The 10989-nt window shown below is 71.2% G+C and carries 11 protein-coding genes and 1 other RNA gene; 3 read left to right on the top strand and 9 right to left on the bottom strand.

Annotated elements, in window-relative coordinates:
• Nucleotides 1-146: 146 nt before the first annotated feature.
• The 8 genes from ACOJTC_RS26930 to pruA all read right to left on the bottom strand — a co-directional run bounded on the left by ACOJTC_RS26930 (nucleotide 147) and on the right by pruA (nucleotide 7838).
• Nucleotides 147-1127, bottom strand: a complete 981-nt coding sequence (locus ACOJTC_RS26930) for a hypothetical protein (protein WP_420118982.1) — start codon at nucleotides 1125-1127, stop codon at nucleotides 147-149.
• A 318-nt stretch (nucleotides 1128-1445) separates the two neighbouring features.
• Nucleotides 1446-1821, bottom strand: a transfer-messenger RNA (tmRNA) gene (ssrA, locus tag ACOJTC_RS26925).
• Between the two features lie 105 nt (nucleotides 1822-1926).
• Entirely contained in the window at nucleotides 1927-2406 is a 480-nt protein-coding gene (smpB, locus tag ACOJTC_RS26920) for an SsrA-binding protein SmpB (RefSeq protein WP_204927317.1), read from the bottom strand.
• Between the two features lie 136 nt (nucleotides 2407-2542).
• A complete protein-coding gene (gene ftsX / locus ACOJTC_RS26915) occupies nucleotides 2543-3418 on the bottom strand; it encodes a permease-like cell division protein FtsX (protein WP_204927318.1) in 876 nt (291 codons plus the stop codon).
• A 70-nt stretch (nucleotides 3419-3488) separates the two neighbouring features.
• Nucleotides 3489-4169, bottom strand: coding sequence for a cell division ATP-binding protein FtsE (ftsE, locus tag ACOJTC_RS26910; protein WP_420118981.1), 681 nt, complete (start codon nucleotides 4167-4169; stop codon nucleotides 3489-3491).
• A gap of 118 nt (nucleotides 4170-4287) precedes the next feature.
• On the bottom strand, nucleotides 4288-5409 hold the full coding sequence (gene prfB, locus ACOJTC_RS26905; RefSeq protein WP_204927319.1) for a peptide chain release factor 2: 1122 nt from the start codon (nucleotides 5407-5409) through the stop codon (nucleotides 4288-4290).
• Between the two features lie 64 nt (nucleotides 5410-5473).
• Nucleotides 5474-5989: a PadR family transcriptional regulator gene (locus ACOJTC_RS26900; RefSeq protein WP_145918036.1), complete on the bottom strand. Its 516-nt coding sequence runs from the start codon at nucleotides 5987-5989 to the stop codon at nucleotides 5474-5476.
• Between the two features lie 220 nt (nucleotides 5990-6209).
• Nucleotides 6210-7838: an L-glutamate gamma-semialdehyde dehydrogenase gene (gene pruA, locus ACOJTC_RS26895; RefSeq protein WP_420118980.1), complete on the bottom strand. Its 1629-nt coding sequence runs from the start codon at nucleotides 7836-7838 to the stop codon at nucleotides 6210-6212.
• Nucleotides 7839-8292: 454 nt separating this feature from the next.
• On the opposite strand from pruA, the gene ACOJTC_RS26890 reads away from it, so the two are divergent.
• The gene (locus ACOJTC_RS26890; RefSeq protein WP_420118979.1) at nucleotides 8293-9279 is read left to right on the top strand and encodes a hypothetical protein; all 987 of its coding nucleotides are present in this window, start codon (nucleotides 8293-8295) and stop codon (nucleotides 9277-9279) included.
• 16 nt (nucleotides 9280-9295) lie between these two features.
• On the opposite strand, the gene ACOJTC_RS26885 is transcribed toward ACOJTC_RS26890, so the two are convergent.
• Nucleotides 9296-9805 carry a DUF6912 family protein gene (locus ACOJTC_RS26885; protein ID WP_357931636.1) on the bottom strand — a complete coding sequence of 170 codons (510 nt, stop codon included), beginning with the start codon at nucleotides 9803-9805 and terminating at the stop codon, nucleotides 9296-9298.
• 196 nt (nucleotides 9806-10001) lie between these two features.
• Between ACOJTC_RS26885 and ACOJTC_RS26880 the strand changes: the two genes are divergently transcribed.
• Together ACOJTC_RS26880 and ACOJTC_RS26875 are read left to right on the top strand one after the other, a co-directional pair.
• Nucleotides 10002-10229 (top strand): helix-turn-helix domain-containing protein, encoded by a 228-nt coding sequence (locus ACOJTC_RS26880; RefSeq protein ID WP_067306191.1) that lies wholly within the window; start codon nucleotides 10002-10004, stop codon nucleotides 10227-10229.
• 102 nt (nucleotides 10230-10331) lie between these two features.
• Complete coding sequence (locus ACOJTC_RS26875) at nucleotides 10332-10913, top strand: Rv3235 family protein (RefSeq protein ID WP_420118978.1); 582 nt, start codon at nucleotides 10332-10334, stop codon at nucleotides 10911-10913.
• Nucleotides 10914-10989 lie beyond the last annotated feature (76 nt).

The raw sequence follows: 10989 nt of genomic DNA, 5'->3' as shown, positions 1-10989 counted from the left end.
CGCCCCCGCCCGCGTGTGGGTGGGGGTCGGCGGTGATCAAGCGGTTGGCTTCATCCGCGCCCGGGGGGGGTGACGCAAACCTGTGGATCACCGGCCAGCGGGCGACGTTCTGACGGGGGACCCGAGTGCGGGAACGGCTTGGCGGGTCAGTGGGCGGTGAGGGTGAGCACCCGGCCGGTGGCGACGTCGAGCACCGGACGTTTCCCGAGCGGGGCCGCCAACGTCACGGTGACCGGCTTGAGCACCGCCAGGTCGATGCACTCCCCGGTGCCCCGGACCACCCCGCCGCCGACCACCACCACGTCGTCGGTCTCCCGAACCAGGGCGGTGGGTCCGCTGTCGCAGGCGCCCATACCGACCGTGTACGTCAGCCGGGCGCCGTCGACCCGGCGGAGCTGGTCGGCACCGGCCACCCCGCCCGGCAGGGACCGGTTCGGGGCGGCGGGCTCCGGGGCGGCGGTGACCGACCGGGGCGCCACCGCCAGGCGGGCCACCGGGCTGGTCAGCTCCGCCACGGTGAAGATCCAGGCGGGTACGGCGGCGACCCCCCGGCTGGTACGAACCTCGGCGGTGCCCAGAGTGACCCCGGTGACCGTCAGCGGGATGCAGGCGGCCTGGGTGGAGACCGGATCGTCCGGCCGGGTGCCGGCCGTGGGTTCGGGGGGTCGTGGCCCCCGGGGCCGTCCCTCGCACGGCGGCGGGTCGCCCTGGTCCAGCTGCCGGTACGCCTCGGCGGCGCTGATCAGCGGTACGGTCAGGGCACCGTCGGGGAACCGGATCGCCCCGTCGGCGGGTACGGCGGTCGGCAGCTCGATCTGGTCCCGGTACCAGCCGGCGCGGAAGGCCGCCTCGGTGCCGGCGTCGAAGCCGGGCTGGCCGGTGAGCACCGTGGCGTCCTGCAGCGGCAGATACCCGCTCGACCACTCGGGGCCGGGCCGCCACGCCCCGGCGACCTCGGCGGCCCGCTCGTCGAACGCCTCCCGCTGCCGCCCCGGATCACCCCCGACCGCCCCACCATCCACCGCACTGCCGGGTGCCGCACCTCCGGGCACCGAGCCGGCGGCCGCACACCCACCCACCGCCACCAGAAGCCCCAACCCCCACGTCAGCCCTACGAGTCGCCGCATCCCCCTGAGACGCCCACCCACCGTTCCCGGTTCCCTCCCTCTCGACGCCTCACCCCGCCCTCCCACCGCGCACACCTGGTTGATCAAGAGGTCTGCGTCAAGTTGATCTCCAACTCTGACGCAAACCTCTTGATCACCGCACGCCATCCGTCAAGGCCGGGTGATCAAGAGGTTTGCGTCATTCGCCGCGCCGGGTCTGACGCAAACCTCTTGATCAACGAGGCAAGGCGAGGCGAGGCGCGGCGGCAGGGCGGGGCAAGGCGGGAGGGGGAACAGTGATGCGCCCCGGTCCGTGGGGACCGGGGCGCATCATCGAGGTGGTGGAGGTGCCGGGAATCGAACCCGGGTCCTTCGCCGGTTTGTCAGGGCTTCTCCGAGCGCAGCTCGCTATGCCTCTACTCGGCCCCACCGCTCACGCGAGCAAGTTGGTGTGACGGGCCCAGTCGCTGATTGATCTCGCCGCACGGACCCCGCGACCGGGTCCGATTGGCCAGCCTTCTAGCTGATGCCGGCTAACTGGGACGAAGGCGTTCCCAGGCCGACAGACTCACTACTCGCCTCAGGCGGCGAGAGCGAAGTCAGCGCGATTTTGCTTGGCGCTTATTGGTTTCCGACGACCGATTCTCGAGACGACGTCGGCTTCCTCGGCTCGCTTCCCCTGTCGCTGCGTACGAAGTCGAAACCAGTCACCCCCTCGACGGGCCGCCGGATGTGGCGGCACTGTCCAGACTAACGCCTGCCGCAACGGGTTTCATCCCGAGCCCCGGCCCGGCGTGCCGACCCGGACAGAAGGGGCGAATCAGTCGTCCATCCCCTTGCCCCGGCGACCGGACACCCGGGCGATCTCCCGGTCGGCGTCCCGCTTGGCGAGGTCCTGCCGCTTGTCGTACGACTTCTTGCCCTTGGCCAGGGCGATCTCCACCTTCGCCCAGCCGTCGGAGAAGTAGACCTGCAACGGGACCATGGTCAGGCCCCCCTCGCGGGTCTTGCCGATCAACTTGTCGATCTCCATCCGCTTCAGCAGCAGCTTGCGGGTACGCCGGGGCTCGTGGTTGGTCCAGGTGCCCTGGGTGTACTCCGGGATGTGCATGCCGTGCAGGAACAACTCGCCGTCACGTTCCTGGGCGAACGCGTCGACCAGCGAGGCCCGCCCGGCACGCAGCGACTTGACCTCGGTGCCGGTCAACGCCATGCCCGCCTCGTACGTGTCGAGGATGGCGTAGTCGTGGCGGGCCTTCCGGTTGGAGGCGACCACCTTGCGGCCCTTCTCCCGTGGCATCCGGCGCCACCTCCCTTCCACTACGCTCACCGACCACCCGGCCGGCGAGCGGGGATCATGCTACCCGAACGACAAGGACCCTCCCGCGCCGTTTCTTCCCGGCCCGGGAGGGTCCCCACGGAGAGCGCTGCGGTGACTAGACCCGCAGGTAGAAGCGGAGCGTGACCCAGGCGGTGGCGGCGCTGATCAGGCCACCGACGCCGGCCATCAGCGGGAACATCAGGAAGATGTCCGACCACTGGACGGGCGAGAGCAGCCCCTCCAGCGCCTTCAACGATCCGCTGAACAGCAGTTGTTTCGCCCCGATCAGCGCGACCAGGCCCAGCAGCGAGCCGATCAGGCCGGCGACCACCGCCTCCAGCACGAACGGCGCCTGGATGAACCAGTTCGACGCGCCGACCAGCTTCATGACCGCGACCTCACGCCGCTTGCTGTACGCGGCCACCTGGATGGTGTTCGCGACCAGCAGCAGCGCGGCGATCGCCATCACCACGGCGGCGGCCAGCGCGATGTTCTGGATCGCGGTGAGCACGTTGAAGATCTTGTCCAGCAGCCGGCTCTGGTCGACGATCACGTCGACGCCCTCGGTGCCCTGGTACTGGTCGTAGATGTTCTTGTACTGCTCCGGGTTGACCAGCTTCAGCCGGAACGACTCGGGCAGCAGGTCCGGCTTCACGGCGTTCACCAGGTCGGGCGCGTCCTGGTACATCTCCTTGAAGGTCTTGTACGCCTCGTCCTTGTTGACGTAGAGGACCTCCTTGACCAGGGGGTCGCTCTTCAGCTTGGCGTCGAGGTCGGTGCGCTGCTGCTCGGTGACGTCGGTCTTGAGGAAGATCGAGACTTCGACGTTCTTGTAGTAGAGGTCCTTCATGTCGCCGACCTGCTTGTACATCAGGCCACTGGCGCCGAGCATGGTCAGCGAGACCGCCATCGTGATGATCATCGCGACGGTCATGGTGACGTTGCGCCACAGTCCGACCAGTACCTCGGACAGGACGTACTTCATCCGCATCGGGTGTTCCTCCGGCTCTCCGGCGTGAGGTGTTCGTCGTCAGGTCGTACGGCAGGGGTGGAGCGCCGGCTCACCCGTAGACGCCGCGGGCCTGGTCGCGCACGATGCGGCCGCTTTCGATCTCGACGACGCGACGGCGCATCTGGTTCACGATGTTGGAGTCGTGTGTGACCATCACGACGGTCGTGCCGGTGCGGTTGATCCGGTCCAGCAGGCGCATGATCTCGATCGACGTGTACGGGTCCAGGTTTCCGGTCGGCTCGTCCGCCAGCAGGATCAGCGGGCGGTTCACGAACGCCCGCGCCACCGCGACCCGCTGCTGCTCGCCACCGGAGAGTTCGTGCGGGTACCGGTGCTCCTTGCCACCGAGCCCGACCAGCTCCAACACCTCGGGCACGACCCGGCGGGCCACCGCCTTGGTCTTGCCGATCACCTCCAGGGCGAACGCCACGTTCTCGTAGGCGGTGCGGTTCGGCAGCAGCCGGAAGTCCTGGAAGACGCAGCCGATGGAGCGCCGGAAGTGGGGTCGCTTCCAGGAGCGCATCGACGTGACGTCCTTGCCGTTGACGATGACCCGGCCCTTGTTGGGGGCGACCTCGTGCAGCAGCATCTTGATGATCGTGGACTTGCCGGAGCCGGACGGTCCGATGAAGAAGACGAACTCGCCCTTCTCGATCGAGACGGACACGTTGTCGAGCGAAGGCCGGGACGCCTTCGGGTACGTCTTCGTCACTTGCTCAAGCTGAATCACGGGTCGTGAGTCTACGCGGTGTAACCGCAGAGCCAAGTGGCACGCCCCGCCGATGCGGGGCGCGTCATCGATTCGCCCGGTCAACCCGGGATCGACGACGCGCCCCGTTCACGTTCGATCACGCAGCGTCGTTGGCGAGCTGCTGCTGCTTACGCCAGCGGATGCCGGCTTCGAGGAAGCTGTCCAGCTCGCCGTCGAAGACCGAGGACGGATTGCCGGTCTCCTGCTCGGTTCGCAGATCCTTCACCATCTGATAGGGGTGCAGGACGTACGAGCGCATCTGGTCGCCCCAGGAGCTGGTGCTGCCGGATTTCAGGCCGGCCAGCTTCGCCTCCTCCTCCTGCCGCTTGCGCTCCAGCAGCCGGGACTGGAGCACCCGCATCGCGGAGGCCTTGTTCTGTAGCTGGGACTTCTCGTTCTGGCAGGTCACCACGATGCCGGTGGGGATGTGGGTGAGCCGCACCGCCGAGTCGGTGGTGTTGACGCTCTGCCCACCTGGCCCGGACGACCGGTAGACGTCCACCCGGATCTCGTTCTCCGGGATGTCGATGTGGTCGGTCTGCTCGGTGACCGGCAGCACCTCCACCCCGGCGAAGCTGGTCTGCCGGCGGCCCTGGTTGTCGAACGGGCTGATCCGGACCAGCCGGTGGGTACCCGACTCGACGCTGAGCGTGCCGTAGGCGTACGGCACCTTGACGGTGAAGGTGGCGGACTTGAGGCCCGCCTCCTCGGCGTACGAGGTCTCGTAGACCTCCGTCGGGTAGCCGTGCCGCTCGGCCCAGCGCAGGTACATCCGCAGCAGCATCTCGGCGAAGTCGGCCGCGTCGACCCCACCGGCGCCCGCCCGGATGGCGACCAGCGCCTCCCGGGAGTCGTACTCGCCGGAGAGCAGGGTGCGGACCTCCATCTCCTGGATGGCCTTGGTCAGCGTGGCGATCTCGGACTCGACCTCGCCCAGCACCCCGGAGTCGGCCTCGTCCTCGGCCAGCTCCAGCAGCACCCGGGCGTCGTCGAGCCCGGAACGCAGGCTGCCCAGCTTGCTGATCTCGCCGTTGACGTACGACAACTGCGAGGTCACCTGCTGTGCCTTGGCCTGGTCGTCCCAGAGGTCCGGCGCGGACGCCTGCTCCTCCAGCCGGGCCTTCTCCTCCCGCAGACGGTCGAGGTCGAGCACCGCCTCGATGTTGCGCAGGGTCGCGTCGAGTTCCTTGAGCTGTTCGGCGTAATCGGCAGCGGTCACGACAGACAAGGGTACTGTGCGTGCGGCGGTCCGCTCACGTCACACCACCTACCAGGGCGGATGATCAGCCGACCGGGGCGGTCTTGAGCCAGGACAGCGCGGCCTTGTGGTAGGCGACGGCGAACTCCAGCGCGCTGGCGTCGTACTCGTCGCCCTCCTTCTTGGCGGTCTTGACCTGTTCGCGGACGTACGCGAGGGCCTCGGTGTGGTATTCGTTGGCTGAGGTGTAGAGGTTCTTGAGCTGGCTGGCCGAGTGCAGGTTGCCGAACGCGATCCGCAGGGCGATCGGGTTGCGGATGGTGTCCCGACCGGGATTCTCCGCCAGCCAGCGGGAGAAGGTCCGCTTGCCGGCCGCGGTTATCGCGTAGGGTTGACTCATCCGCGGCCCGGGCTTGCCCAGCCGCACGAAACCACGCTCAGCCAGCACCGGCAACTCACGGTAGACCTGGCTGCGTGTCATCGACCAGTACGGCGCCAGTCGGCGCTCAGCGGCGGCCATCAGTTGGCCACCTGTCATCGGCCCCTCGTGCAACAGACCCAGCAGGGCCGCCGCGGTGGGGTTGACTCCGGAATCCGCCATGCCCTCTAAGCTGCCACTTTGCCGTCCCGGCGTCCAGGATTTCCGGATTTGCCACCCGGGAGGATTTCCAATGTGCACTGTCGGCCGACGACAGTGCTCCCAGGACCACCCCCGACCGCCGCCCCGGACCCGACCGCGCAGGGTGTGCCGGCCCGTCGCCGGGTCGGGCGGGCCCGGCCGGCGGGGACGTCGTCGCACGCCACCGCCGGCCGTCGCCGGTTCAGCCCATGTGCGGGTACGTGTGGTCGGTCGGCGGCACGAACGTCTCCTTGATGGTCCGGGGGGACATCCAGCGGACCAGGTTGTGCCACGAGCCGGCCTTGTCGTTGGTGCCGCTGGCCCGCGCACCCCCGAACGGCTGCTGCCCGACCACCGCCCCGGTCGGCTTGTCGTTGACGTAGAAGTTGCCTGCCGCGTACCGCATCTTCTCGGCCACCGCGTCGATCACCCGGCGGTCGGTGGCGAAGACCGACCCGGTCAGCGCGTACGGGGCGACCGACTCGGCCTGGGCGACCACGTCGTCGAACCGGGCGTCGTCGAAGACGTGCACGCCGAGGATCGGCCCGAAGTACTCGGTGGTGAACGTCTCGTGGGCCGGGTCGGCACACTCGAACAGGGTCGGTCGGACGAACCACCCGACCGTGTCGTCGGCGGTGCCGCCGGCCAGCACCCGGCAGCTGTCGTCCCCGCCGATCAACTCCAGCGCGGCGGTGTGCCTGTCGAACGCGCGGGCGTCGATCACCGCACCGCCGAAGTTGCCGAAATCGGTCACGTCGCCGTAGGTCAACGCGTCGGCGGTGGCGGCCAGCCGGTCCCGCAGGCCACCCTCCCACAGCGACCGGGGCACGTACGCCCGCGAGGCGGCCGAGCACTTCTGGCCCTGGTACTCGTAGGCGCCCCGGATCAGCGCGGTATGCAGGGCGTCGACGTCGGCGCTGGTGTGCGCGACGACGAAGTCCTTGCCGCCGGTCTCCCCGACCAGCCGGGGGTAGCCCCGGTAGGAGGCGATGTTCTCGCCGACCGTGCGCCACAACTGCTGGAAGACCTTGGTGGAGCCGGTGAAGTGGATGCCGGCCAGGTCCGGGTCGGCGAGCACCACGTCGGAGACCTCCTCGCCCCGCCCGGTGACCATGTTGATCACGCCGGGGGGCAGGCCGGCCGCCTCGAACAGCCGCATGGTGAAGTGCGCCGCGAACTGCTGGGTGGGGCCCGGCTTCCAGACCACGGTGTTGCCGAGCAGGGCCGGCGCGGACGGCAGGTTGCCGGCGATCGCGGTGAAGTTGAACGGGGTCACCGCGTAGACGAAGCCCTCCAGGGGGCGGTGGTCGAACCGGTTCCACACCCCCGGCGACGAGTTCGGCTGGGCGGCCAGCAGCTCCCGGGCGAAGTGCACGTTGAACCGGAGGAAGTCGATGAACTCGCAGGCCGCGTCGATCTCGGCCTGGACGGCGGTCTTGGACTGGCCGAGCATGGTGGCCGCGTTGAGGGTGTCCCGCCACGGGCCGGCCAGCAGCTCGGCGGCGCGCAGGAAGACCGCGGCGCGTTCCTCGAACGGCAGCGCCCGCCACATCGGCGCGGCGTCCTTGGCGGCCCGCACGGCGGCGCGGGCGTCGTCGTGGGTGGCGTGACCGGTGACCCCGAGGACGTGCGCGTGCCGGTGCGGCTGGACCACGTCGATCGGGTCACCGCCGGCCATCCGCTGCTCACCGGCGATGGTCATCGGCAGGTCGATCCGGTCGGCGGCCAGCTCGGTCAGCCGCCGCTTCAGCCGCTCCCGGTCGGCGCTGCCCGGCTCGTAGGTGCGTACCGGCTCGTTGCGCGGCTCGGGTACGGAGAACACGGCGTCCATCACAGGCTCCTGGGCGATCTCGACAGCGGCGGCGAAATCGGACCCGCGGGCACCGACCGGACGGCCGGACGCCGGACACCGCGCGGGGTAGCTGTTCGCGGCGGCGGGACCTCCGGCGATTCTCCCACGCCCGGCTCGCGGGACTCACGCCCCGCCCGCCCCACACCGTGGATCACGAGGCGGACACCGGCTGTTCGGTGACGATTCCCCACCAGAAGTGCCATCCGAACGAAGAAAGACAGGGTGGGTCGGTACCGGCCGGCCGGGTCGGTCCGCCGGCATGCCCCGGCTCGTCGGCGCGGCGTCCCGGGCGACCCCGCCCGCGCCCGGCTCCCGGGCCGGCCGGGAGCCGCCACGCCCAGCCCGGGGCGGTCCGGCCCGTCCGCGTACGCTGGTTCGCGCGAGGGTGAGGCCCGTCCCGGTGCCGGGGTGGCGCGGTGTCGAAGGGGAGACGATGAGCAACCAGCCCGGCAGCTCGACGGCCGAGTCCATCGACCGGTCGCCGGAGCAGCCGGCCGGGCGCACCGGGTACGCCCCGGGCACGCCCGTGCTGGCGGTGCTGGCCCTCGGCTGGCTGGCGGCGATGCTCTGGTCCACCCGGGAGGCGATCCACTCGGCGGCGGTCGGGCTCACCGCGATCACGCTGTCCGCCTTCGCCCTGCCCGGGGTGATCTCCGCCGCCCTGGTCGCCGGGGCGGCCGTCGCGCTGGCCGCGAGCGAGTTGGCCGCCCGCCGGCTCGGCGACCGGGCCGCGCTGCGCTTCGCGGCGGCGATCGGAGCCGGCATGCTGGTCGGGCTGGGCACCGCACTGGCGATCAACCTGACTTACGCCGACAACGCCACCACCAACACCATCGCCGGCACCAGCGCGGCGGCGGCCATCATCGGTGGGGCGCTGGCCGGGGCACGTACCCCGGCCCCGGTCGGCGCGGTGGTCACCGCCGCCCTCGGCACGCTGCTGTTCGTGGTGCTGTTCAGCCAGGCCCGGGACCCGCTGTTCGACCTGTTCGGGGCCGGCGACTCCCAGGCGTCGCTGGTCGGCGCCGCGAAGTGGGTCTCCCGCACCGAGTCGCTGCTCGGCGGGCTGGTGGCCGGGCTGCTCGCCTTCGGCTACCTCACCTGGGCCCGCCGCCGGGCCGTCCGGCACGCCCCGGACGCCACGGCCCCGCGCTGGCCGGCCTACCTGCTCGCCGGGGCCGGGCCCGGTCTGCTCCTGCTGCTCACCGAGGTGATCATCCGGATCGGCGGGCGGACCCTGCTGGACCTGGCGGGCGCGCTGAGCGAGGCGGACGCGGTGGCCCAGACCAGCATGGGCACCTCGCGGATCGACAACGGCATCTGGGTGCTCTTCGTCGGCGCGTTGACCACCGTCGTCCTCTTCGGCCGCACCCTCGGCCCGACCCCGCGCGACGACGACCCGGAGGACCCCGCCGAGGACTGATCCGGCCCGGCCCCGCTCAGGACACGCTACGCAGCAGCAGTTCCCACTCGGACGGGTCGTACCACTCCAGCTCGTGGTCCTCGGCCCCGTCCACCGTGAACTGGGCGTCCGGGTCACCGCCGAGCGCCTCGACCACCACGTCCACGGCGGCGGCCACGTCCCCGACCGCCTCGGCCCCGTCCACGTGCAGCGCGGCCACCGCCGACGCCGGCAGCGGCCCGTCGAGGTCGACCACGCTGGAACCCAGCTCACCGTCACCCCGGCCGACGAGCCCGGCGGGCAGGTCCACCGACACCACGACCCGGCGACGGGGCGCGTCGGCGTCCTCCCGCAGCAGTTGCAGGGCATCCTGGGCGGCCCGGGTGAAGGCGACGTACTCCAGCTCCTCCTCGTCGCCCTCGGCGTACCACTCGCGCAGGGCGGGGGTGACCGCGTGGCCGCCGCTGGCTGGCAGCCCCCGCTCCCGCAACAGGGCCAGCATCGGCACGGTCGCCGGCACGTACACCCGGACCAGCTCGTCGCCCACCGTCGTCTCCCCTGGTCGTCTCCGCTCACCGGGGCGGCGGACGGCCGCCCCGAACGCCGATCATGCCGTACGTCCAGACCGTCATACACCGCGCACCGCCCCGGGGGAAGCCGCCGCACCAGTCGACGGGCGGTGCTGGGCGGGGAAGGCTGTCGGTGGCAAACTGGGCCGAACGACGCCAAGCCGAGGGGTTTCCGTGGAGCCGAGGTTTCTCCTGCTCTCCGACGTGGCCGCCGAGCTGAACGTGTCGGACTCGCAGGTCTACCACATGGTACGCAGCGGCGAGCTGCCCGCCATCAAGATCGGCGGACGGGGACAGTGGCGGGTCGAGCGGGCCCGGCTGGAGGAGTACATCCAGCTCAAGTACGCCGAGACCGCCGAGTGGGTACGCGGCAACCCGCTCACCGACCGCGACCCGGAGTGACCGGACCATCCCGCTGAGCCATTGACCCTGGGCGTTGCCGTGCCCGACAATCGACGCTGTCGGAAGCAAACGAAGGCAAACGCAGAAAACGAGGGGGCAACGATGGCCGACTCCCGCCGTCCGGGGCCGACCCGACCGCCGATCCGGTTACGCCCGGCCCCCGTCACCGACCCGCCCTACGTCGACGAGGTGCCGGATCTCTGGCCCCGGCCACCCGGACAGCTCGCCCTCGACCTGTTCGGCACGGGCCGGCCCGCCGTCGGCCGACCGACCGGCCGCCGACCCGACCCCCGACCCCGCCCCGGGCACCCGGCCGCCCCGCCTTTGCTGCCGCCCGCCACCACCACCCCCGAGGCGACCCGGGCCGCCCACCGGTTCGTCGGCACCTGCCTGGAGATCCTCAACGGCTACCGGCCGCCCGGCCAGATCCGGGCCCTGGTCGAGCCGGGGCGCACCGTCGAGGTGGCCGAGCAGCTCGCCCGCGCCGCCGCCCGCACCCCGCCGGTACGCCGCCGCTCCACCCGGCCCGCCGTGCACCTGCGCCGGCTGCGGGTGTGCCAGCCGCGGCCGGCGGCGGTCGAGGTGGCCGCCGTGGTCACCGGCGGCAGCCGGAGCTGGGCGATGGCCCTGCGCCTCGAACACCACCGGGGCAACTGGCTCTGCACCACCCTCCAGGTCATCTGACCCACCCCGGGGCCGCCTGGCCCGGTGTGGCCGCCTGGCCATGGGGCCGCCTGGCCATGGGGTCGCCTGGCCGTGT

Origin of the sequence: Micromonospora sp., from assembly GCF_048594385.1 — a bacterium.
Classification (GTDB): domain Bacteria; phylum Actinomycetota; class Actinomycetes; order Mycobacteriales; family Micromonosporaceae; genus Micromonospora; species Micromonospora wenchangensis.
The sequence above is the reverse complement of the archived record's forward strand: the minus strand, read 5'-3'. Positions and strand labels throughout refer to the sequence as shown.

Excerpts from the sequence above, each read along its gene's own strand:
- ACOJTC_RS26930 (WP_420118982.1), bottom strand. The coding sequence starts at position 1,127 with ATGCGGCGACTCGTAGGGCTGACGTGGGGGTTGGGGCTTCTGGTGGCG.
- smpB (WP_204927317.1), bottom strand. The coding sequence starts at position 2,406 with ATGCCACGGGAGAAGGGCCGCAAGGTGGTCGCCTCCAACCGGAAGGCC.
- ftsX (WP_204927318.1), bottom strand. The coding sequence starts at position 3,418 with ATGCGGATGAAGTACGTCCTGTCCGAGGTACTGGTCGGACTGTGGCGC.
- ACOJTC_RS26900 (WP_145918036.1), bottom strand. The coding sequence starts at position 5,989 with ATGGCGGATTCCGGAGTCAACCCCACCGCGGCGGCCCTGCTGGGTCTG.
- pruA (WP_420118980.1), bottom strand. The coding sequence starts at position 7,838 with ATGGACGCCGTGTTCTCCGTACCCGAGCCGCGCAACGAGCCGGTACGC.
- ACOJTC_RS26890 (WP_420118979.1), top strand. The coding sequence starts at position 8,293 with ATGAGCAACCAGCCCGGCAGCTCGACGGCCGAGTCCATCGACCGGTCG.
- ACOJTC_RS26875 (WP_420118978.1), top strand. The coding sequence starts at position 10,332 with ATGGCCGACTCCCGCCGTCCGGGGCCGACCCGACCGCCGATCCGGTTA.